The sequence below is a fragment of the Acinetobacter sp. NIPH 298 genome, assembly GCF_000369505.1.
Lineage (GTDB): Bacteria > Pseudomonadota > Gammaproteobacteria > Pseudomonadales > Moraxellaceae > Acinetobacter.
Window position 1 is genome coordinate 988,758 of sequence record NZ_KB850055.1, and the last position, 26,011, is coordinate 1,014,768.

Sequence of the window (26,011 nt, forward strand, 5' to 3'; positions counted from 1 at the left end):
TCTTTGACGGTAAAAAAGGATGTGGTCAGACATCCTTTTTTATTTGACAATTAATATTGTCACAAATAGTATGGATGTAATTTATATAACATAGATCACTAAAATGGAAATAAAAACAATCACATTGCCCACTCGACAGATCGATGTTGAGATTTACGCACCAGCCGAAACGAATGAGAAATTACCTGCAATTCTATTACTGCATGAATTATATGGTGTGATTGATGCTTATCGTGAAGATGCGCAAGATTTAGCAAATCGAGGCTATTTGGTTTATGTACCGAACTTATATAGTGGCGGAGCAGTCAAATATTGCATTCGAGCAATGGTGGCTAAAGCAGGTCGTAGCAATGCCGCGGACAGTGATGTTAATAAAGAAATTCATGTGTTGTTAGATGCGTTAAAAGTCGATCCAAGGTCAAATGGCCGTTTAGGCATGTTAGGGCAGTGTTTAACAGGTGGATACGTGATCCAAATGGCGAAGCGAGAAGATATGTTAGCACCTGTTGTTTATCACCATTCTTTTGGGATTGAAGGAGCGGGCGTACCTAAAACAGAATCTTTAGATGAAATTCGCCTATTACAAGGACATTGGTCAGAGCAATTTGACCCATTTTGCCCAGCTAAAAAGCGTAATAAGTTGATTGAGAAATTGGGTGATCGTGTTGAAGCTTATACGTATCCAATGCCGCATGGTTTTCGTACAGTTAGTCGAGATCGCCCAGAGTCGGCATTGGTTTGGCAGCGTACAGTCGAGTTTTTTGACCGTGAATTAAAACAAATTTAAAGATCAATGTTATAGTTGTTGTTGAAAAAATATCTCTAAACATTGACTTTGTATAAACAAAAAAGAGAGGGGAACATGTCAGATAAATACGAATATGCTGGATTTTGGATACGTTTAGGTGCGGCAATTCTGGATACGATTATTATATTAGCTGTGCTATTTCCGTTAATGATGCTGTTGTCGCCAAGTGTAACGGATAATTTGACTAGTACGAGTTGGTCTTGGACTGATTGGATTGGGCAAATTCTATCTGCCGTATTTTACATTTTTTGTTGGGTAAAATTTGCTGGTACGCCAGGTAAGCGCTTACTACGTTTAAAAGTTCTCGATGAACAAACTGGCAATCATGTTTCGGTCTTGCAAGGGATTATTCGTTATATTGGCTATATTCCAGCAACGTTAGTATTGTTTATTGGTTTGATCTGGATTGCTTTTGATCGAAAGAAGCAAGGTTGGCATGACAAAATGGCTAAAACCGTTGTGGTGAAAGAGCTTTAATTTAAAACGTTTTAAGACTCAATTTTTTACGTTGTCATAAAAAATTCACATTATAGGGCTTGTTTATACGTTAACGCGCCCTATAATGCCGATGAGTTTATTCAACGGAGATCCTAAATGGGAAGTTGTTCGAGGTTCGGGTTTAGTTATCAATTAAACCAAAGCGAATACTGAGCAATATAGCCTTTTAGGTCGGCTATCTTGCAATGGGATAGCTTTGATTAAAACTGTATTAACCCCTCTATAAAATTTTTACCTATCAGCAAAAATTTATTGTATTTGAATACGACCTGTTTAGTTTCTCACCTAAAATGGGGAGAAGCCTATGTTTTTTCATGCTTCCATTCAATGTTACGGTGTTATCGGTATATTGGCGCTGTGTGGATTATTGCTGCCTACTCAAAAGAGCAAAGCAGATCCATTATTAAATACCGACGATGCTTCAATTACAGACGTTCATCGCTGTCAATTAGAAACCTCTTATTTATATTTAAAAGACGGTGCATGGTCATATCAAGTCACACCTGCCTGTAATCTAAATCAGAATTTAGAAGTTTCAATTGGCTATCATGCGACTAAAGAGCTTGATCAGGTACGCGGTTTTTCAGCACAAGTAAAAACTGTCGTAAAACCGATGGAAAATGACTGGGGTATTGCAACCAGTTTGACGCTGTCTAGAGACGATCAGGCTGAACAGCGTACTGATTTGGATTGGTTTTTAAATGTACCTGTAAGTTTTAATTTTCTAGATCAACGTTTAGCGCTGCATAGTAACTTGGGATATCAATATGCTCAAGATCATGCACGGTTATTGCGGTGGAGTATTGCCACAAATTATGCCCTAACGGACCGTCTAGCTTTAAGTGTTGAAACTTATAATCAAGATCGTCAAGCGCCACTCTTTCAAACGGCTGTGCATTACAGTCTTATTCCCAATGTCTTAACTTTAGCAGCCTCTTTTGGTGATCGTGTCCATGATTTTCGACAGCGATGGTTTGGATTCGGGCTAAGTTTCACCCCTGCATCACCATAACAATTCATTTCTTTATCATCTAAGTTTTCTATATTTACCCATTGTTTGGATTGCCTATGTGTGCCTAACACAATAGGCAAAAAATATGTATACCCGCTGTTATGGCTGGCAATAATGATTAGAGGCATCTAATGCAATTAAAATTTCTACAAAATATTGATTTGATCAATACCGTTGATACGCTAATTAGTCTTAGCGTTGCCTTTATTTTGGGCGCACTCATCGGTTTTGAAAGACAATATCGCCAACGGACCGCAGGATTAAGAACCAATGTGCTGGTTGCTGTGGGTGCTGCGATTTTTGTCGATATTGCAATCAATTTAACCGGTGCAGATGGGGCAGTTCGAGTGATTGCTTATGTGGTATCAGGTATCGGCTTTTTGGGTGCAGGTGTGATTATGCGTCAAGAAGGAAACATCCATGGATTAAACACAGCCGCAACTTTATGGTGTTCGGCAGCAGTGGGAGCTTCTGCGGGTTCAGACCTAATCATAGAAGCAATCTTGGCGACATTATTTATCTTGGCAGCAAATACGTTATTGAGACCCATCGTGCATGCAATTGATCGTCGCCCATTGGATGATGAAACGGAAGTGCTGCATGTGATCTATATTGTTTGCGACCGCAGTCATAGTAAGGCGGTGATGGATGAACTAAATTCGACGCTTAAACATCATAATTACCCAGCTAAAGACATTGATGTTACGCCATTTGGTGAAAAAGAAGTGGAGATAGAAGTGACGTTGATTGCTACCTCAATTGAGGCAGAGGAGGCACAACACATCATCAATCATTTGAATGCGATGCCACAAATACGCCAAGCTTTTTGGGATAAGAATGCAACCGACTAAGAACGTTGGCGGGTGTCTATGCCAACAAATAGGATGCATTATCCTATAAATGCGCTATCCGTCTTTTATTCTTTCAAATAGAATGAAATCAAATTGATAACAATGAGAACAGTATGAGTTCAGAAGCTGATTCAATAAGTTTAATTGCTCCCGTCGTTTTATTGGCTGCGGCAGTGATAGCTGTGCCCATTTTTAAACGCATCGGACTGGGTTCGGTATTAGGTTATCTCATTGCTGGCTTGATTATTGGGCCATTTGGTTTTGCATTTTTTCATGAATCAACATCCATCTTGCATATCGCTGAGTTGGGGATTGTGATGTATCTCTTCGTGATTGGTCTGGAAATGCAACCCTCACATTTGTGGAGTCTAAGGCGAGAAATCTTTGGTTTGGGAACCTTGCAAATCATAGTGAGTGCTTTGGCTTTAACTGGCGTGGGCATTCTATTTGGATTTACATGGCAAATTGCTTTTATTGCAGCAGCAGGTTTTGTACTGACCTCAACCGCCATCGTAATGCAATTGCTTGGTGATCGCGGTGACATTGCTCAACCGCGGGGGCAAAAGGTTGTTTCCATATTATTATTTGAAGATCTGCTCATCGTTCCATTATTGGCCATAATTGCATTTATGGCACCCAATCATGTGGTGGAAACAACTTCAGCACGCTTAGAAACCATTGGTATTGGTTTGATTGCGATAGCTGGTCTTATTGCAGCAGGTTATTGGTTACTCAATCCGTTATTTAGACTCTTGGCGGCAGCAAAAGCAAGAGAAGTGATGACAGCCGCAGCGCTTTTGGTGGTATTGGGCGCGGCATTGTTGATGCAAGTGAGCGGCTTATCTATGGCGATGGGTGCTTTTCTTGCAGGTGTATTGTTATCAGAATCAACTTTTCGACATCAAATTGAGGCAGATATTGAGCCGTTCCGAGGGTTGTTACTGGGGCTCTTTTTCCTCGGTGTAGGGATGTCGCTGGACTTATCTGTCGTCGCACAGAATTGGCAGCTCATCATTAGTGGCGTTTTAGCCATGATGTTTGTAAAAGCACTGATGATTTATATCGTTGCGCGTGTCACGAAAAGTTCTCATATCGATGCTTTGGATCGTGCTTTACTCATGGCTCAAGGTGGTGAGTTTGCGTTTGTATTATTTGCTGCGGCCGTCAGTGCTCAAGTCATTGATAATACAATTAGGTCAAACCTTACCGCGATTGTGGTACTTTCAATGGTACTCACGCCTATTTTTGGTATTATTTTCAAACGATTTACAGAGAAAAAAGATACGATTTCTCTGGAAAACGTCAATATTGCAGAAGGTCTAAGTGGTAGCGTCTTGATGATTGGATTTGGTCGTTTTGGTCAGGTTGCCAGTCAGTTATTATTAGCCAGAGGTGTTGATGTCACTATTATTGACAACGATATTGATATGATTCAAAACGCAGAGAAATTTGGTTTTAAAATCTATTATGGCGATGGTGCACGTTTAGATATTTTACATGCCTCGGGTGCTAAAAATGCACAAGCCATTGTGGTGTGTGTGGATAGTAAGGCAACAACCAATAAAATCGTCGAATTGGTGGGGCATGAATTTCCACTTGCAAAACTACTTGTGAGATCTTATGACCGTGAACATTCGTTGTATTTGGTCAAACAGAAAGTCGATTATATGGTCCGTGAAACCTTTGAATCAGCCATTAAGTTTGGTGGCGTGATTTTAAAAGAGTTAGGTGTTGATCAGGATGAAGTGAAACGTATTAGCAATGAAATCCGTGATCGTGATGATGAGCGTTTTGAAACAGAAATAGCCGCAGATGATGTTTATGCTGGGGCTGGTTTACAATACACCCATGCACATCCACGACCTACAGAACCACTGCTTCGACCAAAGCAGGCTGGGCGAATTTTAAATGATGAAGAAACCCAAAAAGAGTTAGAAGATAAATAACCTTAAAGATTTATCCTCTGGACAGCATAAGCCTTAGTTTTGACTAAGGCTTATTTTTAAATCTAAATAATATTAAGACAAAAAGGCCCAGAATAAGTCCCCAAAATGCAGAACCGACACCAAGAAACTGTACACCAGAAGCACTACACAAAAAGGTCAGCAAGGCAGCTTCACGTTCTTCTACGTTGGAAAAAGCAACTGCAATGTTATGGCTGATGGTGGCAAATAATGCAATGCCAGCAAGAGCCACAATAAAGATTTGTGGAAATGACATGAGTAGGCTGACTAAAGTCGCAGCAAAAAGCCCCATGAAAATATAAAATATACCGCAACTGATCCCCGCAATATAGCGTTTGCTTGGATCGGGATGAACTTGATCATCTAAACTCACTGCTGCACTAATGGCGGCTAAATTTACCGAAAAACAGCCAAAAGGTGCAAACAGGGTATGCGCAACACCTGTCCAGCCCACGAGTTGATTGACGTGAGGGTGATAACCATAGCTTTTAATCATCGCGATGCCGGGTAAATTTTGTGAAGTCATATTGATCACAAATAATGGAAGTGCTAAACCAAGTACGGCAGACCATGAAAATGCGGGTTGCATCCATACAGGTTGAGTCAAAGACCATGTAATCGGTTGGAGTTGAAAATCAATAAACAGGGGGCAAATCGCTGCACCTAAAAGCACAGTCAATACAATGCTATAGCGTTGAAATAAGCGCTTAGAGACAAGATAAATCGCCAATATACTGAGAATAAAACCTAGATGGCTTTCTAGACTACTAAAGATTTGAATACCAAACTTTAATAGAATCCCTGCAAGCATGGCACAGGTTAGACTGGTTGGGATATGTGCCAATAACCTTTGAAAAACACCTGAAAATCCAACAATTGCAATGGCAATCCCGCAGATGACAAACGCACCGATGGCTTCATAAAGATCATAATGTCCTGTAGAGGCAATGATCAGTGCGATACCGGGGGTCGACCATGCAGTAGCAACAGGATATTTATATTTCCAAGAGAGGATTAAACCTGAAAGTCCAATAGCTAAACCGAGTGCCCAGAACCATGAACTGATTTGTGCCGTGTTCGCACCTAAAGATTGAGCACCTTGAATGACGAGAACAGCCGAAACACTAATACCAATCAAAAAGGTGATAAAGCCAGCAAATACCGCAGGGATCGAAAAATCTTGAATTAGGCGTTGCATTATATGCATCTATACTTGATTAAAATTTGTTGAAAAGTATATCGTTAATATGGCTTAAATCGTAGTTCAAAGATGATTGAATAAATTGATGACACGATTAAAACAGATGGGGATGAAACATCATGAGCTACTTTCTTGCCGTAAATTCTAGATCAGGACAAGGTTGAAGTTGCGAGCCTTAAGCCAAAGCCGAAGAATAAAATACCGACCAAAAATACACCACCTGCCGCGAGTTTATAATTATGTTTGAAAAAACCAGCTAATTTTATGCCTGAAAAAATAAGTGCAGTTAGATAACTAAAGCTGACGATTTGTAAAATCAATGCCAGTACCAAGAAACTCAACATTGGATAGGGATAATTTGGCTCAACGAATTGCACAAAGAACGATAGGAAAAATAGAATTGCTTTGGGGTTCAATAAACTAATGCTGAGTGCAGTTCGATAGGGATGCACTTTATCTAATTGAGGTAAATCAGCCATTTCTGCGTGTTGTTGCGGTTTTTTCCACGTTTGATAAGCACTTTGTAGCAGTTTGAAACCCAAATAAGCGAGATAACAAGCACCTGTTATTTTGAGAATAACAAACAGAATCGGGAACGCTTTTAATAAAGATGCCGCACCTAAAACAGTACAAATAATTAAAATAAAATCGCCAGTAAATACGCCACAAGCAGCAGCGTAACCTGTACGTATTCCATAGCGTGAGGCAACAGACATCACATAGACGGAGTTCGGGCCGGGTAATAAAATGATTAAGATTGTACCAATAATATATGTGGTTAAATCTGTGATACCGAACACACTGAACTCTTAAAAAAACCGATTTTCACTAATATAGCAAAAATCGGTTTTTAATAGGTGAAAAATCAGCTAATTATGGGGTGATTTCAGCATCAATACCAAAAGATTGACGGAGTAACAAACTCAATTGGTTTCGCGCTTTAATAAAGCCATCAATGCCACCTTGGAGGAGCTGAAATGCCATTAAATCATGTTCGAGTTCGGCTTTAAAACTTTCTTTGGTTTGAGCGGTACGTTCGATTTTTTCAGCCTGTTGTGCTGAAGTCGTAGAGAGTTGAGCTTCAACAATATGTTGATCTTGTTCCAATTGATTTAATAGATTTGGAGCAATGGTCAATAAATCACAGCCTGCTAAGCCAAGCACTTGGGCTGTACTGCGGAAACTCGCTCCCATGACTTGAGTCGAGATGCCATGTTGTTTGTAGTAGTTATAAATTTTCTTAACAGACAAGACACCAGGGTCTTTTTCGATAGGATATTGATCCACACCTTCGGCTTTTTTATACCAATCTAAAATACGACCTACGAACGGTGAGATCAAAGTCACTTTTGCATCTGCACAAGCTTGTGCTTGATGTAAGCCAAACAATAGAGTGAGGTTACATGGAATTCCTTCGGCTTCAAGCACCTTAGCAGCTTGAATGCCTTCCCAAGTTGAAGCAATTTTAATGAGGATACGTGATTGTTCAATTCCATATTCCTTATAGAGTTTGGAAAGTTCACGTGCTTTAGCAATTGTTGCTTCTGTATCATAAGACAGTAAGGCATCAACCTCAGTTGAAACACGACCATCAATTAATTTTAAAATTTCAACGCCAAATTTGACTGTTAAAATATCAATGGTACGTTCAATTAACGCATCACTTTGATAACCTTCTTGTTTTGCTTGTGCATAAGCATCTTCAATCAGTTCTTTGCTTTCTGGCTGTTCAGCCGCGGCGGTAATCAGTGATGGATTTGTTGTTGCGTCTAATGGACGAAATTTTTCAATTGCTTCCAGATCACTACTATCTGCGACAACAGTCGTTAAATTCTTTAATTGGTCTAGTGCGGTTTGAGTCATTGATATAACGTTCTTTCTTAAACAATATTATGGGTAACTTCATTTATAACACAATCCACAGGAAAGCAAAGCACCGCATTTTAGAGAAATGTTGAGGGTCTGTTGACCAAGCTATTTCATTTTTTGACGTTGATTCCGAATATGTTCAATCAAAAAACGTGCGGCAGCGCCTAACTCACTTTCACGACTCCAAACGAGATCAACGTAGTATTCAAATTTTGGACTAAAATCATATAACTTCAAAATTTTCAGCTTCTTTTTTAATTCAGGATTTTCATTAAACATTTCTAAAGGCAGAACACCCCAACCTAAATTACGTACAATCATCATACAAGCTGAGTGATGATTATCTGTACGCCAATAGTCTTTGGAAAAGAGTAGTTCAGGTTTGATGTTTTTATCACGACTCGCGACAACGATTTGACGTGTTTGCACCATTTGTTCAAATGATACTTTTTCAAGTTGAGCCAAAGGATGATTTTCAGCAATTACAGGAACTAAAGCTTCTCGTTTTAGTTCAACAAACTGTTCACGACTATCTAAATGTTCTCGTTCAAACATTAAAGCCAATTGTGCAGACTGGTCGAGCAACATTTGCAGCGCATCTTCTTGCGGAGCAGAAACGATATTAATCGCAAGGCTAGGGAACTGTTGTTCAAGTAGCGTGATGTAATCTGTCCAGTTGGTATGTAATAGCTCTGACACAACGACAATATTTAAAGTCGATTCTAAACCTGTACTGAGTGCATAGGCATGCTGTTTCCATTGATTCATTTCAATCAAAAGTTGTTGTGTTTTTTCGTAAAGGACGATTGCTTCTGCTGTTGGGATTGGCTCGCGTCCAATACGATCAAATAAATTAAGATTGAGATCTATCTCTAGATTTGCAATCGACATACTCACTGCTGAAGGTACTTTACCTAATTTACGGGCAGCGGCGGAAAATGAACCTGTTTCCATGACGGTTTGAAACATGAGGAGTTGTTCTTGGTTAATATTCATTGCTCAAAGATACTCATCTATCAAAAAAACTGAAAGAATCTGATTGGATTGATCAACATTATAAAAATAAAATGAGCCATATCCAAACAATAGAGTGTTTTAAAAATGTTGATTTCCAAAAGAAGACTCATTCATGCGATTGTCTATGAAGTGATTTTATTGGTCATCATCGCAATTGCGTTAAGTTTTATTTTTAGCATGCCGTTAGAAGTTACGGGTGTTTTAGGTACGATCATGGCTGTGATTTCCGTATTTTGGAATATGGTTTTTAACCATTATTTTGAAAAGGTTGAATATAAATATCAGTGGGAAAGAACGATTCCAGTGCGTATTTTACATGCGATTGGCTTTGAGGGCGGTTTGATGCTCGCAACAATTCCAATTATTGCCTATATGATGCATATGAGCTTCATTGATGCATTAATCTTAGATTTTGGTTTGACCATGTGTATCTTGGTTTATACTTTTATCTTCCAGTGGTGTTATGACTCAGTAGAGGGGCGTTTCTTCCCAAATGCGAAGTTAGCCGCGCAATAATGATTGATAAAAAAGCATTCTTTAAGCCTAGCGCTTTAAGAATGCTTTCATGTAAATAGCCTAAGTAGATGGAATTAGGATAAATGAGTATGATTAAATTAAGGGGCTGTACTAGATAAGGTTTAAATTTTAGTCCAAAATCTCAAAGTTTTTAGTTGTCGTCGAGGACTACCATAGTTAAATCTAAACTCACATTCTTTGATAAACAAGTAAAAAGAATCTTTAGGAATTCCATTGTATTTCCTTAAGGTTCTTTTTGCCTGATTCCAGAAATTTTCAATTCCATTAATATGATTCCGACCATCAGCAAAATGGCTTGAATGATTGATTCTATAATGACTAAATCCTGCAACATCTAAAGCATTATAACTATGCCAGTGATCTGTGTAGACAATGCTATCTGGAGTGATTTTTTTAGATATTACAGTCATTAAGGTTACAGATTTAGTATCAGGAACAATGACGGTGTAAACCTTGCTATTTCGTTTTAGCAACCCAAATACGATAACTTTACCCGCAGCACCCCTACCTCGTTTTCCTTTACGCGTACCGCCAAAATAATTCTCATCTAACTCAATCTCACCATCAAATATTTCGAGGGCTTCTTGCTCTAAATGATAGGCAATAATCTTACGAATTTTAGTATAGAAAAGAGCAGCAGAATTAGAGTGAATTTCTAACAAATCTGCTGCTGATCTAGCTGTCACTTCAAGCACAAAAAACTCAAGTAGTTAAAACTGAGTTTTCTTATTTAATTTACAATTGGTTAGCTTCATTTTTATAGATTAACATAGTGCTAATCTAGTACAGCCCCTAAATTAATTTACCTTGTTTTATTGATAATCAGCCCTGCGAGTTATGCAGGTTAGAATGTCTATATAACGAAAAAGGAATTTTATTTGAATGAAGGTAAGTGTATTACACCAGTAGAATGGCATCCTATTTGGAAACTGATCCCTCTGTAATTGTTGATCCTCATAATTCTGAACGGGATTTTATAGTTTCTGTCGGCTTTGTTGCACAAACCTATCTCTCAAGGCTTATTCAGCAATATAATTCCTAGATGAATAAGCCTGCCTCCCAAATATATCGTACAACGAATTGGTCTTCTTACAACTGAGCTTTGATCAATCGTGGAAACCTCACCATTTGGTTTGATTCCAATACTCATTGGTATGCGCAAGCAAATGGTAAACAAGGTCGAAGTCAAACTTATTCTGACGCAGCTATCCAGTGTTTCTTAATGATCAAAGTCTTATTTCGTTTAACTTTACGAATGACCACAGGCTTTGTTCAAAGCCTCATTAAACTCTGTGGATTAGATTGGACGGCACCAGATTATTCCACGCTGTGTAGAAGACAAAAGCATATTGGTATTGCAATTAGCTATCACAAAAGTAGTGATGAACTTTACCTGCTCGTGGACTCTACTGGCTTGAAGTTTTTAGGTGAAGGTGAATGGAAAAGGAAGAAACACCAGGCAGATCGACAAGCGCATGCGGTGATTCCGCCGAGAAAAAATGCGAAGCGTTGGAAAGGTAGGAAGCGGAGATCTTTAGAGAGAAATGAATTACTGAAAACGGTCAAGCACCTAGGAAGAACTATTTGGAAAAAATGGTCTGGGTATCACCTCCGAATTTTGGTGGAAACCAAGAAGCATTGCATCAAATTATTAGGAGATAAACTCAATGCTAGGAATTTTCAAAGCCAAGTGAACGAGATTCACGCACGTGTAGCAGTACTCAATAAATTTACTGAATTAGGTCGGCCTCATACCGAAGTTGTCACTTAAATTTGAGTCGCTTAGAGTAGTTCTATTTATAAATCTTTGTGCAACAAAGCCAAATAAAACTTAAAAGTTCATACTTCTTAATGAGTTTTAATTTTTTACAAAATGAAAATTTCAAGATCTTTAGTCTAATTCTTATAAAAAAAGACCCCCTTTTTTAATGGAGGTCTTATAAAAGATTAATCGTATTGAACTGTTACTGTTGCCATTGCACGAACAGTACCGGCGGTTACATTGGTTGCTGTCTGATAATAACGAGCCGATAATGGAATGTTATATTGAATAGTTTGGTTAGAGTTAACAGTACCAACTTGTAATTTATCGCCTTTACGAATCACTTGATTTTTATTTTGATACTTCCACATTAACTGAACACCCACACCATTTGCTTTGGTTGAGTTTGGTGCTGTATTTGCCATGACTTGAGTATTAGTACCATCTTGTGGAAAATCAAAGTCTAAGCTGATCTGATTCTTTTCCTCATATCCTGTTGGGTTTTGACCACCATTACAAAGAAGGTTTAAATCAAAAGCTTGTTCACCTTGGGTTGAACCAACACCGCTAAAACCTGACTTCATAACAGTGGGAAGCTGAACGACTTTGTTAATATTACCCTGTAGCTCACAAGATGACGAAGCAATCGTAATTGCATTAGCGAGCACAGTACTTGTAAGGAAGGGACGGTTTGCATAACCCTGTACATAGTAACTACTATATTGCCCAGGTACTAAAGCTCCTGATCCAGTTTGTTCTGCTATTTTAACAATTTCAACGACAAAATAACCTGATGCTAAACTGTATCGTGTGCCAGAAACTAAGCCACCACGAGTATAAGGATAATACCCAGAAAAATTACTGGCATTTTCAGCTTCACGGTAAAGACGAATACCAATGCCTGGGATATTGGTTGTATAAATATTATTTCCAAGAGAGCTAAGGCCATAACCCTGACTTAATTCTGCTACTAAGCGATCACTAGCGTTACAATTGTCAACTACAGTTGCATTTCTACCACCTATAGAACTAATTGGAAAAGTAGCCTTACGTAGAATTTTACCAACTTCATCACTCGGGCGAACAACGACCCGACCGACAGACATAAGTACATCATTTGCTGTATAGGCAGTCATACGACAAGCTGCATTCGCTTCGCTGTAAATACCAAGACCTGCGGTAAGCAAAACACTATTTAAGAGTAATTTTTTCATTTGCATACTGCCTCGGTCATGATCATGCTTTGCTGATCGTTAGAAATTTGCGCTGTAACGTCATAACTAAAATTGCACTGTTCATTGGCATCATCGCCCCATTTTACGTACAAATCACCTTTTGGTTCTTGCGTACGTAAATACACCATACTACCTTGAGCAACGATTCCAATTGCTTCATCTTTATCGTTAAAGACTTGAGCAGCGAATGGTAAGCTTTCACCAGTTGCAGTTTTAGTATTGATGTAAATGGCATAACCTTTCTTGGTTGAGAAATCAACTTTTGCAATTGCACCTGCAAAAGGAGCAATACGTTGGCTCGTTTCTTCTAATTCAACATTGGTTGACATTTCTTGTGGGTCAAGGGTGATGTCATTTAAGCGATAAGGTGTTACGTATGGGATAACGGCATAACCTGATTTATTAATACTCAAACCAGTCGTATTATTTACTTTTGCCCCAGCAGCATCAGGTGCATAAACCAGTACCATGGTTTGACCTTGTTCTGGACCAAATAGGATCCCTTCAGAGTGCGCAACAATATTACCGCTAACACTTACCATTGCTTGTTGATATGTATCCGCAACGCTATAAGAACCGCCCACTGTAGCAAAGTTAGTACGATAACGAGCATTGGTGTTAAAGCTTGGGTTCTGTCTATCTTGGTGTGAAACAGATGATCCATAACTAAAACGATCACCAACCATACCACTAAAACCTACGGTACGACTGTCTTCAGAAACGTTGGCGTTGACATTGACTGAGTTCTTTCTGAAATTGATTGGGAAAGAAAGAGTCATTAAATATTCGGTATCACGTTTTTGACTACGCGAACCATATTCAACTTCACGATTGGTCGCTGAAAGACCATAAGTTAAGCCATGATAGTTATTGCTATAACCTACTTGATATTGGCGACTCGTTTCATTTCGATTCCAATAGTCATTCCAAGAACCAACCATATAGACGTTACCCCAACCATCAGGTAAACCTTGGTTCAATGTAATTTGGAACTCGCTACGTTGTTTACCAACTGCAAAAGTATTGACACCTTTATTTTCAAGGTCTCTAATTAACAATGCATCGCGTAATTTATAATAGTTTTCAGTAGAATAACGATACGCCGCCAAGGTTAAATTGGTGTTGGTCGGAGAAATAAGTTTACTGTAACTTAAACGGAAACTCTGACCAGATTGCGAACCTTGTTTGTCAAAATCTGCGTTTGAATGTGTTGCATCAAGTGATACTGCACCAATAGGGGTAGCAAAGGCTGCACCCAATAAAATAGCGCTATAGTCTTCAGCCAACTGGAAACCGGTATAACCTGTCAAATAGTTATTAATACCACGTTGGTACTTACCTTGAGTTGTCCAAGGTGTTAAATCAATATCGCGATCACGGAATTCACCGGCTGTTAATGAGTAGCGGCTGAGCCCAGGACGTAGCATTTGTACAACGGAAGCATATGGAACAGCGAACTTTTGGACTTCGCCATTTGACTCAATAATAGAGACCTCAAGTTCACCACCAAAACCAGTAGGGTAGAGATCATTTATTTCAAAGCTACCAGGTGCTACGGTGGTTTGATAGATCAACTGACCTTGTTGGCGCACTTCAATTTTTGCATTGGTTTTTGCATTACCACGAATACGCGGTGCGTAACCAAGCATACTATTTGGAAGCATGCGATCATCGCTTGAAAAATCTACACCACGATAACCGAATGAATCAAATAATTCACCGTTAGTAAAACTATCACCAAGTGTCAATACACCGCGATACTGTGGGAAAGCACGCTGTAAATAAGTGCTAGTTGCTTCGTAATTCGATTTTTTCTTAGTTTTTGAATCGAGTTCACTTTGGTTACCATCTTGCCATTGCCACTGACCGTTGTGGCGAAGTTGCCAACCGGCAATATTCGCACCAGTGGTGATGGCCATAAAGGCATTTGTGGTTTCTTTATTTTCATTTGAACGGTTAAAAGTTTTATATGCACTACCACTATAAGATAAGAACCCAGCATTGATACCGCGATCCCATATACTTGGATCAACATAGCCTTGTGCATTTTTCTGTAATGCAATTTGTGGAATCGAAATGTCTACACGTAAGCGGGAAGTATCAAAATCATAATAAGCATTTTCAATCCATTCTTCGATCTTGTAGCAAGCATTTGGAGCAGCAGACTCAGTACGATTAACCAGCACTTCTTGTTTTACACCATATTCAAGTAATGAACTTGAAGTGAAGCAGGTAAATGCATTTTGGTTTTGTTCAGTTGAACGAAAAACCATTCTCTTTTTACCAAACCAATTTCCATTAATATAAACGTCAAGACTATATTCACCTGGTAAAACTGGATTGCCATATTTGAAGCGTGAGACGTCTACTTTTTGTGCATCACCTATTAGGAAAACAGAATCAAACTCTGCTTCCATCGGTGCTGGTTTTGCTGTCTCTTCTACCGCATATACAGCCACAGGCATCGTAATAGTGATTACCCCTGATGTGAGGTAATAACAAACTCGACGCTTTAAAAGTTTAGCTGTTGCATTTTTCTTTGACATAATACGTTCGCCTATTCAACGATAGGTACAAAATCATCTATAGAGTGGGAGTAATTTACTTGTTATTGAAGTTTGATCTGATGTTCAATACGACCACCGTAATCATTGATATTAATAAAACTAAGTTTTTCAACACTTGCTATTTTCAATTGAACTTTGTCTTCAGAAAATGGAGATAGCATTAAACCCTTAGGAAGTAGGTCAACAGTTTTTCCTGCATTTTTCTGATATATCGATGTCATTGTGACATGGAACGGTGTTGGATTTTTAACAATCAAAGTCTGTCCACTTCTAGACCACTGTAGTTTTTCTCCTGCTAGATTTGCATCTTCTTTAATATTTGCAGGACGATAGAAAAACTTAATACGTGAACGAATCGCTAGTTGTAGGAAGTTATCTGGAACCTCTTCTTTAGCACCAGCTTTAGGTCTAGGTGGAATATCAAGCACGTTTAACCAAAAAACGGTTTCTTTTGTCTGATCGATTTGAGCTGCGTTTGGCAGAGCTGAAATACGAAGCGATTGACTCTTGGTCGGATCAACACGAGAAATCGGTGGAGTAATCATAAATGGAACTTTTGATTGGTCTGGTGTGCTTTTAGCATCACCTTCATCAATCCAAGCTTGAACAAGAGATGGTTTAGAACCATTGTTACTTACTTGCAAGGTGACTTCACGAGCATCAGATGGATAGATCACTCGAGTACCGTGTAAGATAATTTCTGCATGTGTGTTATTTGCGACAAGAATAGAGGACATCGCTAAACCAAGCAAAAAATTGTAACCGTTCAGTGCCATTTATATTTACTCTACAGTTGCATGTTCTTTATTGAAAACTGCGAGTTTTTAAGTACATAAAAACCCGCAGAAACTTATCAAAAGATTATTGATAAATGATTGTGTATTGAACTGAAGTATTTACTTGACCAGCAGTAGAAGCACCAGTTGCATAGTATTCAGCATAGTAGTTAAGGTCAGCAGTACCACCTTCTACAACGTCAACCCACTGAGAGTTAGATTGAGCACCAGAAGCGCCAGCAGCAAGAACTGGAATAGCTTGGTTGTTGTCGCCCAATAATTGAACATCAACGTTTTTAGCACCAGCAGCGTTTTGGTTAAGTAAACGACCAGTATTGAAGTCAACAGTAGCACCTGGTTCGAAGTAAGTAGCAACTTTACCTTCTGAACAGTTACCTAAGTTGATTTGGAATGGCGTACGACCAGCAACATCACCTGCGTTTGCAAGAGTTTGTTTAGATACAGTTGGAAGAGTTACAGTAAAATCTTTACCTGCTGGAGTCACGATGTCGCAGGTTTTGTCAGTTACTAAACCATTGATTGTAATAGTACCATCAGCAGCTTGTGCATTAGCAATACCTACAACTGAAAGTGTAGCGATCAAAGCAAGTTTTTTCATAATAATATCTCGAATACATCAGCTAAAAAATTGAATTAGATTACTTTTTCAGGTTATTTTTGCGCCGAACAAGTAATGAGCGAAATATACCAGTTATTAAAAAAAATGCAAACTCTGTCACAAAAATAAATTTATTAATCATATATTATACAATTGCTAAGTAAGTCGCTGTTTATTTGAATTTTTTTATTAGAAAAATTAATCTTATTTGTTAGTTTTGTGAAAAATCATGAAAAAAATGATGATTTTTTTTAAGCAAAAATTGAGTAAATGTTTATTTTTTGTTCAAAATTGAGCTTTTTTTATATGAATTTTTTATGACAAAAATATAGTGTTAAGACGGTTTTTTTGAATTTTGAGTCAAAAAAGTTCGGCATTAACAAAAATGCTTAATTGGTTTTAAGAATTTCTTAAGATTGGGAGCTTAGTTTTTAAGCATGGTCTGATGGTAAAAACACCAATAAGGAGATTTCGATGAACATGCTTTATACCCATAAACCAAACTACTATTTTTTTGCTCATAAATTTGTCCTGTTTTTAGAGGGCTATCTAAAAAGTCACGCTACAGAACAACAGCGCACGAGTTTCAATTTGCAAACGATTTATGATTTGTTTGGTCATGATCGAGCTTCAAGTACAACAAATCTAGAAGGTATTTTAAATATTGCAGATGAATATGTACTGGACACTGATGAAGGGCAGCAAGCATTGATTCGTGCTTACCATGTGCATTTAGATAATCATGTACTGACTTTGGAGTTTAATCCCAAAGCGGTTGCATGCTTACAAGGCGGGCAAACCATCGTCAGCCCACAAGCGGCTTAAGCTAAGCAAACAAGACAAAAGACTGAATTCCTCGTTGATACACTGAGTTAATGATCTTTTAGCTCAGTGTTTTTTTATCGAGCTGATTTCAATTCATCGATTGGTTATGATATCTATATCAAATCAAGTGATCAGAATATTGTGATGGATAAAGACTTTAACTCTGAAACGTATACTGTAGATGAAAGTATTAGCGATACCATTTTGTGGTTGATGCATCATCAAGAGATCTTTGATTCATTTCATTTTGATGTGCATACGCAAGAGTTGTCTGTGACACATGCAGCAGGGGTGGATATCATCCGGATTGGCATGTTTTTGAATGCCAAATACGGCATATTGGTTACATCAATTTAACACTGGTGATTTATTTAGAAAAAAGCCTTGTCAAATGACAAGGCTTTTGAATTTATGCGCTCATGGCATCTACTGTGAGTTCAGCAATACTTGGTTTCGGTTTTTCGGCAGTGAGACCGAGTTTAGCAAACAAGAGTTGGTCTTTACCTTCACCTGCATTTGGTGTGGTTAAGAGCTTTTCACCAGAGAATAACGAATTAGCCCCAGCCATAAATGCCAGTGCTTGATCAGAATCACTTAAAGACTCACGGCCAGCGGATAAACGAATATAACTATGCGGCATGATGATACGTGCAACAGCGATCGTGCGTATCCATTCGGTTACTTCAAGTTTTTCAACATCAGCAAGTGGTGTACCTTCGATTGGCACAAGCATGTTGATGGGCACGGACTCAGGATGAACAGGCATAGTCGCAAGTTCATGTAATAAACCAATACGATCATTACGGCTTTCGCCTAAGCCCACAATACCACCACTACATACTTTCATACCTGCCTGACGCACATGATCAAGGGTGTCCAGACGATCATCAAATGTGCGGGTACTAATAATATGTGAATAATATTCGCGGGATGTATCTAGGTTATGGTTGTAATAATCTAAACCAGCATCTTTTAGGCGTTCTGCTTGAGATTGATTGAGCATTCCTAAGGTCATACACGTTTCTAAACCAAGTGCTTTCACTTCACGTACCATTTCCAGTACATACGGCATATCACGTTCATGCGGATTACGCCAAGCTGCGCCCATACAGAAGCGAGAAGAACCCGATTCTTTTGCTGATAATGCTTCACGAATGACTTTATCTACTGCGATACGTTTTTCAGCTTCCAATTTAGAATCGTAGCGAGCAGATTGTGAGCAATACTTGCAGTCTTCAGGGCATTTACCTGTTTTAATAGAAAGAAGCGTACTTACCTGAATCGTATTGGCTTGGAAATGTTGACGATGAACACCTTGCGCTTCAAATACTAAGTCTAAAAATGGTTGATCATATAGGGCTTGGATTTCATCACGAGTCCAGTCATTACGTACAGTCATTGTTATATCCATGATGATAGATTACGTTTGTTGAGATTAATCATACAGAAATCATGCCAAAGCCAAAGGGCAAAAAACATCATTTTTCTATTTGATGCACAATTGCTTGGCGCGATTGTTGTTGAATTGCCCAATCAATATGTACATTTACAATCTCATCGTGCCATATTTTTGCTTCTTGCAATTTGGCTACGATTTCAGCTGAGTATGGCGCATTTCCTAAACCGATTGCAATATTACGCTTAAAGGATTGATAGCCCGTACGACGGATTGGGCTACCTTCTGTATTGGCTAAAAATGTTGCCTCATCCCATTGCCATATTTCGAGCAGACTAATGTCGTCTAAACTATGTCTTGGGTCGAAGTCAGGGATTGATGCTGTTTGAGCAAAACCATTCCATGGGCAAATAAGCTGACAGTCATCACAGCCAAAAATACGGTTGCCAATACCTTGCCGCAAGTCTTCGGGGATAATACCTTTATATTCAATGGTCAAATACGCAATACATTTTCTGGCATCAAGCATATAAGGCTCAACGATCGCTTGCGTTGGACATATATCAATACAGGCTGTACATGAGCCACAATGCGCTGTTGCAGGCTGGTCAAACGGAAGTTCAAGAGAAGTAAACAATTCACCTAAAACAAAAAAAGAACCTGATTTTTTGTGGATAAGTAAAGTATGTTTTCCTGTCCACCCCATACCGGCACTTTCGGCTAAAGATTTTTCAAAAATTGGGGCTGAGTCTGCGAAAGGGCGTGATTCAAAATCTCCCACTTTTTCTTTGATACGCGCGGCCAATGTTTTAAGTCGTCCACGCATGACCTTATGATAGTCACGCCCACGGGCATAGCGTGCAATAATGGCTGAATTTGGTTCAAGTGGTACATAACGAGGTTTAGGCGATGCCACAAGATAGTTCATTCGCACACAAATAATGCTTTTTGTTCCAGGGACGAGTAAGGTTGGGTCTGCACGTTTTTCTAAGTTTTCTTCTAAATAGTGCATGTCAGCATGATAGCCACGCTTTAAATATTCTTCGAAACGCGGCATTTGATCTTGAGCATCAGGTTTGGCAATGACACAATCAGAAAAGCCCAAGTCTAAAGCCTGTGCTTTGATCCATGCTTTAAGCTCTTGAGGATCAAACTGTTGTAGTTCAATCTTTTGAGAAAGTTTTTGAGACGATGCAGTGGAAGCCATAAACCAATAACAGGGGGATAAACATGCAACGTCCAGTTTACCATAGTCAAAGTATTCAAGCATGGGAGCAGCGTTGGTTTGCTCAGCAAAATTCTTCGCTGGGACTGATGCAACAAGCCGCTTGGGCAATAACACAGCACTTGCTTCAACAATTTCAAGAACAAGACATTAAAAAAATTGCTGTGTGGTGTGGTCAAGGTAACAACGCGGGTGACGGTTATTATATCGCTGCATTTTTAAAAAAAGCGGGATTTGAGGTAACGGTATTTGCCGCTGAGTTAGGTCACTCTGCTGATCTAAAGCACGCTTATGTATATGCTCAAGAGTATCAAGTTGGTATTCAATTATTAAACCTCCCTAAATCCCTCTTTGAGAATGAGGGACTTTTATTTGATTGCCATATTGATGCTTTATTTGGAATAGGCTTAAATCGTGAATTAGATCAAAATTGGCAAAATATTATTCAACTCTTTAATGAGCAAACAGGTTTAAAAATTTCAATTGATATTCCAAGTGGTTTGCATGCCAATACAGGGCAAGTCTTACCTTGCGCGATTCAAGCCGACCAAACTTTTACGATTCTCGGTTATAAAGCTGGATTGTTTACAGGTCAAGGCAAGGAATTTGTAGGGAAGCTTCATTTAGTTAGCCTAATTCCAACTGACGAAGAATTAAAGCCAGTGGCTTATTTATCCCCAGAAAAAATCACTTTACCTAAACGCAAAGCCTTTGGTCATAAAGGTAGTTATGGGCATGTCTTGGTTGTGGGTGGGCATGCTGATATGGGGGGAGCAGTCATCATGTCTGCTGAAGCTGCTTTTTATGCAGGTGCAGGAAAAGTCAGTGTGGTGTGTGATGCTAAACACCATCAAGCAATCTTATCGCGTTCACCAAATATTATGGTTCGAGATATAAATGCTTTAAATCTAGAAACCATTCAACAACTATTAAAGCAAGTTGATGCAGTCTGTTTTGGTATGGGGTTAGGGCGAGATGAATGGGCTGAAAATATCTATAAACAATGGTTGGATTCACTCAATCAAAATACGCAATTAGAAGTTGTGCTTGACGCTGATGGACTTTGGTTTCTAGCCAAGCATCCACAACAGTTAAAAGAACATATTTACGCAACACCGCATTCAGGCGAAGCGGCGACATTATTGGGTTGTACTGCCGCTGAAATTGAACAAGATCGAATCGCAGCCATTCATCAATTACAGCAAAAATATGCAGGACAATGGGTACTAAAAGGCGCAGGGAGTCTGACCTTGGAATTAGGTGATGACTTATTTATCTGTACCCAAGGTAATGCGGGCATGGGGACTGGAGGGATGGGTGATGTCTTAGCAGGTATGATCGCCAGTTTAAAAGCGCAGTTTCATGAGCAAATTAAATTGCACGAAATTGTTAGCCTCCACGCCCAAGCAGGTGATCTTTTAGCGAGCAATGGTATGAGAGGATTACAAGCACATGAAATGGGGAGAATGATTTATAAAGTTGTGAATGATTAACGACGTCTATTACTTGAACGACTCCGTCCACGTGCCATACCACCTAACGCATTCAGCACTGCTAGTTTAGTCATACTTCCTGATGCATGTGCATGACAAATCGCAGCGGCAAGCGCATCGGCAGCATCGGCTTGAGGCTGAATGCTTAAATTGAGTAGGCGCATGACCATCATTTGTACTTGCTCTTTTTCCGCAGCACCATAGCCAACAACAGACTGCTTGATTTGACGTGCAGTATATTCGGCGACTTTTAAATCTAAATTGACCAGTGCCGCTATTGCTGCACCACGTGCTTGACCGAGCTTTAGTGCAGAGTCAGGGTTTTGAGCCATAAAGACTTGTTCTACGGCTGCTTCTGTGGGCCCATGAAATTTAACAATACGCTCCACACCTGCAAAAATACGTTTTAAACGCTCAGGCATTTCCTGTGTTTCAGTACGGATGGTTCCCGCATCGACAAAACGTAATTTGTTACCATCTTTTTCGATAATTCCATAACCTGTTAAACGTGAACCAGGATCAATACCAATAATGAGTGACATGCAGCACTATAAGAGAATAAAGGATGATTGATATTGTTACATAATGGGCTTTTAGCTGCATGATAATTTTGTAGTATTTTGAATTATAAGGATATAGTTGTTTTATTGAACAAAGCATCTGTTTTTTAAGTAAAAGCACTGAATTTTGTATTTATTGGAAATCTGCTTGTTGAGACGATCAAAATCTAGTTTTAGCTTGTATTTGTATTAAATGTGAGCGTTAATTTAAAAATTAAGTGATTTTTATAAATAAAGTTTGCATTGTCAGGTGTAGGGGCGTATAAAGCTAATTCGCTGATGCGGGGTGGAGCAGTCTGGTAGCTCGTCGGGCTCATAACCCGAAGGTCGTTGGTTCAAATCCGACCCCCGCTTCCAAATTAATATTGCTCTGTGATGTGTAAAAGTTGTTGTTTATTATTGATTAAGCAGTAGCTGAGTTAGCTTAAATAACCTTAAATAAAGCTAAAAATTATTAAATTCTAGTTATGTAGTCTTTTCCCTCATCTAGCATTGTAGTAAATTAGATCGATCACTTGAGCTCAGTAATGAGTATTTAAGTTTTGAATATTATTAGTGAATGGCATGTAGCCACTGCCATAAATGGCAATGAAATTAGTGTGCAAATTATCCCACTTAAACGCCAGCAAAGTACGATGGATGGTTTTAAATGGGTAGAAGTAGGTAAAAAGATACTTTTGCAGTCTGGTCAAGAAATTGAATTCAACCAAGATGGAAAAAGTTTCTATACTTCGGTCAATCAGCTATATCGTTTGACTTAAAATTTGGTATGCTTGTAGTATCTATTTAAGTAAAATAGATAGAGTTAAAATTAGAAGCGGTTTTGTTTCTAATTTGGCTTTTTTTTTAAACAAAAGATTTTAAAGGTTTAGGTTTTATGTCTGAAACTGTTAACGGAACTGTAAAGTGGTTCAACGAAACTAAAGGTTTTGGTTTTATTCAAGCTGACTCTGGGCAAGACGTTTTTGCTCATTTTAGCGAAATCCAAAGCAGCGGTTTTAAAGTTTTACACGAAGGTCAACGCGTTAAGTTTGAGCTTGGTCAAGGTAAAAAAGGACCACAAGCTACAAACATTACCGTTATCTAACAGAAATCATTCGGTAAAAAAGAAGCTCACACAAGTGGGCTTTTTTATTTGTTAAGAATAAATTTGGAATGTTGGGCGTTAGATACGTATTGCATCGAAAAACTAAAGTGGTGTATAGTTAAAAACAACTAGAAGAATAATACTGTTGATTCAGCAAATCTTTTCATTTCGTAGTTTAACCAAACCTTTCGTTTTATCAGATTTAGTTTCATAGTTTATTATTTCAAGTTAATTGCGATTAAGCATCTTAAGTTTTTTTGAAAAAATAGGTTAAATATATGTCTAATACTGTGACTGGTACGGTTAAGTGGTTCAACGAAACTAAAGGTTTCGGATTTATTCATGCTGACTCTGGACAAGATGTTTTTGCTCATTTTAGCGAAATCCAAAGCGACGGTTTTAAAGTTCTACACGAAGGCCAACGCGTGTCATTTACCATTGCTGATGGTAAAAAAGGCCCTCAAGCAACAGGTATTACGGTAGTTTCTTAAAACCAATCGTATGACTTGAAAAAAAAGCTCACTTTGGTGAGCTTTTTTGTTTTTTGGCTTTTACTTTTTTAGAAAATAGGGTGTATTGAATGAGAAAAGGTTAGTCTCTACAAGTGGTATGGTAAACGCGAACAATGCTTACATTTTCTAATCAGTTGGTATTTATGAAGCACTTTTGTTTCAAATCATAGACATAAAATATAAATTTTTTTGTTATCTTATTTTTTTTGCAAGAAAACAAACATATGAAAAACTTTTTATTTTTAGGTTTAATCCTGACCTCGCTGGCAGCTTGTTCTTCAACGCCAAATCAAGAACTTACGCCACCAAAAATCGGTATGGCAAATCCTGCAAGCAAATTCTGCGTTGATCAGGGCGGTCAGTTAGAAATTCGAAATGAGGCAAATGGTCAGGTTGGTTACTGTAAGTTACCGAATGGTCAAGTTGTTGAGGAGTGGGAGTTGTTCCGTTCAAGTCAACCTAAGTGTTTAGCAGATGAAGCACAGAAACTCATTGGTCAATCTGGGTTGAGCGAAGATCAGATTAAACAAAAAACAAAATCTGAAATCGTGCGTAGTATTGGTCCGAATCAGCCTGTAACGATGGATTATCGTGAAAATCGAGTGACGGTCACAGTTGATCCAAAATCTAAAAAAATTACGAATGCTACCTGTGGTTAATTATTAAAAGAAACTGTAGCACTCAATTAAACTGGCTTTAATTGAGTGCTTTTTTATAGAACTAGCTCTCTCAAGCCTTGATAATTCAAAAAATGCACCCATCATTTTATTTAGCATGATTTTTTATTTGCTGTGTAAGCTTTACTTTTATACACTCTGTGCTGCACATTTTTCAATTTTTCTGAGATAGACGAAGCTTTGACATGAATCTACTTCTTATCGTGGTATTTGGCACAATTGCTGAAGTTTTAGTATGGATCGGCGTGGGCGACCTTGTAGGGAGTATGTGGTACGTATTCTTTTGGTTTATCTTCGCATTCTTTATTGGTCTAAATCTTGTTCGTTCAAGTACATCAAGTATCATGCCGCAATTGCAGCAGATGCAAATGACTGGGCAGCTTGGTGGTGATCCAGCCGTAACTAAAAAACTGGCACTTGCGATGTCTGGTTTTCTATTGATGATTCCGGGTTTAATCTCAGACGTGCTTGCAATCCTCGTATTGATCCCTGCTGTTCAAACTGCGCTTCGTAATGCCTTGATGAAAACGATGGCAAAACGTCAACAAGCGATGATGGAGCAAATGATGGGTGGTATGGGAGCTGGCGGTGCCGCTGGACAAAATCCTTTCGCTGATATGATGCGTCAAATGCAAGAGATGCAGAACCAGCAACAGGGTGGTGGTCAGTATCGTGATTCTACAATCATCGATGGTGAAGCACGTGAAGTAGAGCCAAATCAGAAGAAAATTGAGTTTAAAGATGTAAATTAATCATCGCACAATGAACTAAAAAACACGCTTCTCTAAAGCGTGTTTTTTTATGCGTCTTGTTCAGATCTCTGATCAGGGTTTTGGTCAACTTGGGTTTGCTTGTCTTTTTCTTTATTTGGTGGTTGATATTCGCTCGGCGGGAGTATCGTTATCTCATTTTCTGAGTTTTTATACTTGCGACTGCGGTTGGCTCGTTCACGAAATCCACCTTTGTTAATCAACTGGGTCATGATGATATTTTTGAGATTGTTAAAACACTATTCTAACAAATTATATAAAAGTTCGTAATTAGCGTGTTATTGACGTGACTGGGGTGTTCTTAGAAATGCATTAAGCTGTCATAAAGTTGTGTTACTTTTAAAGTATTGGTTCGAAAACAAGATTGTATTCTGATTTTTTTTCTCATAGGATAAAAGTATGACGGTTTGATCGTTGTGCTAAGAAAATAAAAAAGAATAAATGGAGGAGTGAATGATGTTATCTCAATATCATTGTGCATGTTGCGACAAGGTTGTTGCATCAACAGATAAATCGTGCCCTTATTGTGGTTCTCAACATATTCGCAGCCCTTATGGTTTATGGATGTTGTGCGTTGCAGCTTGTTTTGTGGTTGTGGTGATCGTCAAAGTTGTACATATTTATTTACAGCAACATCATGAAGATCAAGCAATGCAAAAAAATTCATTGTTTGAAATATTTAAGCACGAGAGTGTAAATCCTAAAAAATAGATAAAAATTTGCTGTGGAATTAAAAAAGCTCACAGTGTT

General features: G+C 38.6%; 29 protein-coding genes and 1 tRNA gene. 17 read left to right on the forward strand and 13 right to left on the reverse strand.

Annotated features, from left to right (window positions below; all coding sequences use genetic code 11):
• Nucleotides 1-103 precede the first annotated feature (103 nt).
• From F903_RS09660 to F903_RS09680, 5 genes are all read left to right on the forward strand, one after another.
• Complete coding sequence (locus F903_RS09660) at nucleotides 104-787, forward strand: dienelactone hydrolase family protein (protein WP_005196653.1); 684 nt, start codon at nucleotides 104-106, stop codon at nucleotides 785-787.
• A gap of 75 nt (nucleotides 788-862) precedes the next feature.
• Nucleotides 863-1,285, forward strand: a complete 423-nt coding sequence (locus tag F903_RS09665; protein WP_005196654.1) for an RDD family protein — start codon at nucleotides 863-865, stop codon at nucleotides 1,283-1,285.
• Nucleotides 1,286-1,610: 325 nt separating this feature from the next.
• Nucleotides 1,611-2,318, forward strand: coding sequence for a hypothetical protein (locus F903_RS09670; RefSeq protein ID WP_005196655.1), 708 nt, complete (start codon nucleotides 1,611-1,613; stop codon nucleotides 2,316-2,318).
• A gap of 131 nt (nucleotides 2,319-2,449) precedes the next feature.
• Nucleotides 2,450-3,169 carry an MgtC/SapB family protein gene (locus F903_RS09675; protein WP_005196657.1) on the forward strand — a complete coding sequence of 240 codons (720 nt, stop codon included), beginning with the start codon at nucleotides 2,450-2,452 and terminating at the stop codon, nucleotides 3,167-3,169.
• A 113-nt stretch (nucleotides 3,170-3,282) separates the two neighbouring features.
• Nucleotides 3,283-5,115 carry a monovalent cation:proton antiporter-2 (CPA2) family protein gene (locus F903_RS09680; RefSeq protein ID WP_004671618.1) on the forward strand — a complete coding sequence of 611 codons (1,833 nt, stop codon included), beginning with the start codon at nucleotides 3,283-3,285 and terminating at the stop codon, nucleotides 5,113-5,115.
• A 43-nt stretch (nucleotides 5,116-5,158) separates the two neighbouring features.
• Here the strand turns inward: F903_RS09680 and F903_RS09685 are convergent, their stop codons facing one another.
• The 4 genes from F903_RS09685 to F903_RS09700 form a co-directional block, all read right to left on the reverse strand.
• A complete protein-coding gene (locus F903_RS09685; protein WP_005196658.1) occupies nucleotides 5,159-6,331 on the reverse strand; it encodes a benzoate/H(+) symporter BenE family transporter in 1,173 nt (390 codons plus the stop codon).
• A gap of 152 nt (nucleotides 6,332-6,483) precedes the next feature.
• Nucleotides 6,484-7,134 carry a leucine efflux protein LeuE gene (gene leuE / locus F903_RS09690; protein ID WP_004671615.1) on the reverse strand — a complete coding sequence of 217 codons (651 nt, stop codon included), beginning with the start codon at nucleotides 7,132-7,134 and terminating at the stop codon, nucleotides 6,484-6,486.
• Between the two features lie 73 nt (nucleotides 7,135-7,207).
• A complete protein-coding gene (tal, locus tag F903_RS09695) occupies nucleotides 7,208-8,197 on the reverse strand; it encodes a transaldolase (protein ID WP_005196659.1) in 990 nt (329 codons plus the stop codon).
• Between the two features lie 111 nt (nucleotides 8,198-8,308).
• Nucleotides 8,309-9,199 (reverse strand): HTH-type transcriptional regulator AceR, encoded by an 891-nt coding sequence (locus F903_RS09700; protein ID WP_005196662.1) that lies wholly within the window; start codon nucleotides 9,197-9,199, stop codon nucleotides 8,309-8,311.
• Between the two features lie 105 nt (nucleotides 9,200-9,304).
• Between F903_RS09700 and aceI the strand changes: the two genes are divergently transcribed.
• Complete coding sequence (gene aceI / locus F903_RS09705; protein WP_005196664.1) at nucleotides 9,305-9,736, forward strand: chlorhexidine efflux PACE transporter AceI; 432 nt, start codon at nucleotides 9,305-9,307, stop codon at nucleotides 9,734-9,736.
• A 122-nt stretch (nucleotides 9,737-9,858) separates the two neighbouring features.
• On the opposite strand, the gene F903_RS09710 is transcribed toward aceI, so the two are convergent.
• Nucleotides 9,859-10,452: an IS1595 family transposase gene (locus tag F903_RS09710; protein ID WP_005196666.1), complete on the reverse strand. Its 594-nt coding sequence runs from the start codon at nucleotides 10,450-10,452 to the stop codon at nucleotides 9,859-9,861.
• A gap of 407 nt (nucleotides 10,453-10,859) precedes the next feature.
• Between F903_RS09710 and F903_RS09715 the strand changes: the two genes are divergently transcribed.
• The gene (locus F903_RS09715; protein WP_228128682.1) at nucleotides 10,860-11,528 is read left to right on the forward strand and encodes an IS5 family transposase; all 669 of its coding nucleotides are present in this window, start codon (nucleotides 10,860-10,862) and stop codon (nucleotides 11,526-11,528) included.
• Nucleotides 11,529-11,704: 176 nt separating this feature from the next.
• Here the strand turns inward: F903_RS09715 and F903_RS09720 are convergent, their stop codons facing one another.
• From F903_RS09720 to F903_RS09735, 4 genes are all read right to left on the reverse strand, one after another.
• Entirely contained in the window at nucleotides 11,705-12,733 is a 1,029-nt protein-coding gene (locus F903_RS09720) for a fimbrial protein (RefSeq protein WP_005196668.1), read from the reverse strand.
• Nucleotides 12,730-15,300, reverse strand: a complete 2,571-nt coding sequence (locus F903_RS09725) for a fimbria/pilus outer membrane usher protein (RefSeq protein ID WP_005196669.1) — start codon at nucleotides 15,298-15,300, stop codon at nucleotides 12,730-12,732. The genes F903_RS09720 and F903_RS09725 overlap by 4 nt, the downstream gene beginning before the upstream one ends.
• A 62-nt stretch (nucleotides 15,301-15,362) precedes the next feature.
• Nucleotides 15,363-16,097 (reverse strand): fimbrial biogenesis chaperone, encoded by a 735-nt coding sequence (locus F903_RS09730; RefSeq protein WP_004670759.1) that lies wholly within the window; start codon nucleotides 16,095-16,097, stop codon nucleotides 15,363-15,365.
• Nucleotides 16,098-16,182: 85 nt separating this feature from the next.
• Nucleotides 16,183-16,716 (reverse strand): fimbrial protein, encoded by a 534-nt coding sequence (locus tag F903_RS09735; protein ID WP_005196670.1) that lies wholly within the window; start codon nucleotides 16,714-16,716, stop codon nucleotides 16,183-16,185.
• Between the two features lie 474 nt (nucleotides 16,717-17,190).
• Between F903_RS09735 and F903_RS09740 the strand changes: the two genes are divergently transcribed.
• Together F903_RS09740 and F903_RS09745 are read left to right on the forward strand one after the other, a co-directional pair.
• Nucleotides 17,191-17,541 carry a hypothetical protein gene (locus F903_RS09740; RefSeq protein WP_005196671.1) on the forward strand — a complete coding sequence of 117 codons (351 nt, stop codon included), beginning with the start codon at nucleotides 17,191-17,193 and terminating at the stop codon, nucleotides 17,539-17,541.
• Between the two features lie 144 nt (nucleotides 17,542-17,685).
• Nucleotides 17,686-17,898, forward strand: coding sequence for a hypothetical protein (locus tag F903_RS09745; RefSeq protein ID WP_034595146.1), 213 nt, complete (start codon nucleotides 17,686-17,688; stop codon nucleotides 17,896-17,898).
• Between the two features lie 52 nt (nucleotides 17,899-17,950).
• Here the strand turns inward: F903_RS09745 and bioB are convergent, their stop codons facing one another.
• Both bioB and queG read right to left on the reverse strand, forming a co-directional pair.
• A complete protein-coding gene (gene bioB / locus F903_RS09750; RefSeq protein ID WP_004670766.1) occupies nucleotides 17,951-18,940 on the reverse strand; it encodes a biotin synthase BioB in 990 nt (329 codons plus the stop codon).
• A gap of 79 nt (nucleotides 18,941-19,019) precedes the next feature.
• Nucleotides 19,020-20,144: a tRNA epoxyqueuosine(34) reductase QueG gene (gene queG / locus F903_RS09755; RefSeq protein WP_005196676.1), complete on the reverse strand. Its 1,125-nt coding sequence runs from the start codon at nucleotides 20,142-20,144 to the stop codon at nucleotides 19,020-19,022.
• Nucleotides 20,145-20,167: 23 nt separating this feature from the next.
• On the opposite strand from queG, the gene F903_RS09760 reads away from it, so the two are divergent.
• Nucleotides 20,168-21,655, forward strand: a complete 1,488-nt coding sequence (locus F903_RS09760) for a bifunctional ADP-dependent NAD(P)H-hydrate dehydratase/NAD(P)H-hydrate epimerase (protein ID WP_005196678.1) — start codon at nucleotides 20,168-20,170, stop codon at nucleotides 21,653-21,655.
• Here the strand turns inward: F903_RS09760 and ruvC are convergent.
• Nucleotides 21,652-22,197, reverse strand: a complete 546-nt coding sequence (ruvC, locus tag F903_RS09765; protein ID WP_005196679.1) for a crossover junction endodeoxyribonuclease RuvC — start codon at nucleotides 22,195-22,197, stop codon at nucleotides 21,652-21,654. The genes F903_RS09760 and ruvC overlap by 4 nt on opposite strands.
• A 298-nt stretch (nucleotides 22,198-22,495) precedes the next feature.
• Here ruvC and F903_RS09770 point away from each other — a divergent pair.
• The 6 genes from F903_RS09770 to F903_RS09795 all read left to right on the forward strand — a co-directional run bounded on the left by F903_RS09770 (nucleotide 22,496) and on the right by F903_RS09795 (nucleotide 25,243).
• Nucleotides 22,496-22,572: transfer RNA gene (locus tag F903_RS09770), tRNA-Met, on the forward strand.
• 185 nt (nucleotides 22,573-22,757) lie between these two features.
• Nucleotides 22,758-22,976, forward strand: a complete 219-nt coding sequence (locus tag F903_RS09775) for a hypothetical protein (RefSeq protein ID WP_005196681.1) — start codon at nucleotides 22,758-22,760, stop codon at nucleotides 22,974-22,976.
• A 116-nt stretch (nucleotides 22,977-23,092) separates the two neighbouring features.
• Nucleotides 23,093-23,302, forward strand: coding sequence for a cold-shock protein (locus tag F903_RS09780; protein WP_004670776.1), 210 nt, complete (start codon nucleotides 23,093-23,095; stop codon nucleotides 23,300-23,302).
• A gap of 278 nt (nucleotides 23,303-23,580) precedes the next feature.
• Nucleotides 23,581-23,793 carry a cold-shock protein gene (locus F903_RS09785; protein ID WP_004670777.1) on the forward strand — a complete coding sequence of 71 codons (213 nt, stop codon included), beginning with the start codon at nucleotides 23,581-23,583 and terminating at the stop codon, nucleotides 23,791-23,793.
• A 245-nt stretch (nucleotides 23,794-24,038) separates the two neighbouring features.
• Entirely contained in the window at nucleotides 24,039-24,473 is a 435-nt protein-coding gene (locus F903_RS09790) for an I78 family peptidase inhibitor (RefSeq protein ID WP_005196685.1), read from the forward strand.
• A 203-nt stretch (nucleotides 24,474-24,676) separates the two neighbouring features.
• Nucleotides 24,677-25,243 carry an FxsA family protein gene (locus tag F903_RS09795; RefSeq protein ID WP_004670781.1) on the forward strand — a complete coding sequence of 189 codons (567 nt, stop codon included), beginning with the start codon at nucleotides 24,677-24,679 and terminating at the stop codon, nucleotides 25,241-25,243.
• 47 nt (nucleotides 25,244-25,290) lie between these two features.
• Here F903_RS09795 and F903_RS09800 read toward each other — a convergent pair whose 3' ends face one another.
• Complete coding sequence (locus tag F903_RS09800) at nucleotides 25,291-25,473, reverse strand: hypothetical protein (RefSeq protein WP_005196687.1); 183 nt, start codon at nucleotides 25,471-25,473, stop codon at nucleotides 25,291-25,293.
• Nucleotides 25,474-25,717: 244 nt separating this feature from the next.
• On the opposite strand from F903_RS09800, the gene F903_RS09805 reads away from it, so the two are divergent.
• The gene (locus F903_RS09805) at nucleotides 25,718-25,972 is read left to right on the forward strand and encodes a hypothetical protein (RefSeq protein WP_004670785.1); all 255 of its coding nucleotides are present in this window, start codon (nucleotides 25,718-25,720) and stop codon (nucleotides 25,970-25,972) included.
• The last annotated feature ends 39 nt before the right edge of the window (nucleotides 25,973-26,011 follow it).

Coding starts and splice junctions, on each gene's coding strand:
- F903_RS09660 (WP_005196653.1), top strand. CDS start 104: ATGGAAATAAAAACAATCACATTGCCCACTCGACAGATCGATGTTGAG.
- F903_RS09665 (WP_005196654.1), top strand. CDS start 863: ATGTCAGATAAATACGAATATGCTGGATTTTGGATACGTTTAGGTGCG.
- F903_RS09670 (WP_005196655.1), top strand. CDS start 1,611: ATGTTTTTTCATGCTTCCATTCAATGTTACGGTGTTATCGGTATATTG.
- F903_RS09675 (WP_005196657.1), top strand. CDS start 2,450: ATGCAATTAAAATTTCTACAAAATATTGATTTGATCAATACCGTTGAT.
- F903_RS09680 (WP_004671618.1), top strand. CDS start 3,283: ATGAGTTCAGAAGCTGATTCAATAAGTTTAATTGCTCCCGTCGTTTTA.
- F903_RS09685 (WP_005196658.1), bottom strand. CDS start 6,331: ATGCAACGCCTAATTCAAGATTTTTCGATCCCTGCGGTATTTGCTGGC.
- tal (WP_005196659.1), bottom strand. CDS start 8,197: ATGACTCAAACCGCACTAGACCAATTAAAGAATTTAACGACTGTTGTC.
- F903_RS09700 (WP_005196662.1), bottom strand. CDS start 9,199: ATGAATATTAACCAAGAACAACTCCTCATGTTTCAAACCGTCATGGAA.
- aceI (WP_005196664.1), top strand. CDS start 9,305: ATGTTGATTTCCAAAAGAAGACTCATTCATGCGATTGTCTATGAAGTG.
- F903_RS09720 (WP_005196668.1), bottom strand. CDS start 12,733: ATGAAAAAATTACTCTTAAATAGTGTTTTGCTTACCGCAGGTCTTGGT.
- F903_RS09725 (WP_005196669.1), bottom strand. CDS start 15,300: ATGTCAAAGAAAAATGCAACAGCTAAACTTTTAAAGCGTCGAGTTTGT.
- F903_RS09730 (WP_004670759.1), bottom strand. CDS start 16,097: ATGGCACTGAACGGTTACAATTTTTTGCTTGGTTTAGCGATGTCCTCT.
- F903_RS09735 (WP_005196670.1), bottom strand. CDS start 16,716: ATGAAAAAACTTGCTTTGATCGCTACACTTTCAGTTGTAGGTATTGCT.
- F903_RS09740 (WP_005196671.1), top strand. CDS start 17,191: ATGAACATGCTTTATACCCATAAACCAAACTACTATTTTTTTGCTCAT.
- F903_RS09745 (WP_034595146.1), top strand. CDS start 17,686: ATGGATAAAGACTTTAACTCTGAAACGTATACTGTAGATGAAAGTATT.
- bioB (WP_004670766.1), bottom strand. CDS start 18,940: ATGACTGTACGTAATGACTGGACTCGTGATGAAATCCAAGCCCTATAT.
- queG (WP_005196676.1), bottom strand. CDS start 20,144: ATGGCTTCCACTGCATCGTCTCAAAAACTTTCTCAAAAGATTGAACTA.
- F903_RS09760 (WP_005196678.1), top strand. CDS start 20,168: ATGCAACGTCCAGTTTACCATAGTCAAAGTATTCAAGCATGGGAGCAG.
- ruvC (WP_005196679.1), bottom strand. CDS start 22,197: ATGTCACTCATTATTGGTATTGATCCTGGTTCACGTTTAACAGGTTAT.
- F903_RS09780 (WP_004670776.1), top strand. CDS start 23,093: ATGTCTGAAACTGTTAACGGAACTGTAAAGTGGTTCAACGAAACTAAA.
- F903_RS09785 (WP_004670777.1), top strand. CDS start 23,581: ATGTCTAATACTGTGACTGGTACGGTTAAGTGGTTCAACGAAACTAAA.
- F903_RS09790 (WP_005196685.1), top strand. CDS start 24,039: ATGAAAAACTTTTTATTTTTAGGTTTAATCCTGACCTCGCTGGCAGCT.
- F903_RS09795 (WP_004670781.1), top strand. CDS start 24,677: ATGAATCTACTTCTTATCGTGGTATTTGGCACAATTGCTGAAGTTTTA.
- F903_RS09800 (WP_005196687.1), bottom strand. CDS start 25,473: ATGACCCAGTTGATTAACAAAGGTGGATTTCGTGAACGAGCCAACCGC.
- F903_RS09805 (WP_004670785.1), top strand. CDS start 25,718: ATGTTATCTCAATATCATTGTGCATGTTGCGACAAGGTTGTTGCATCA.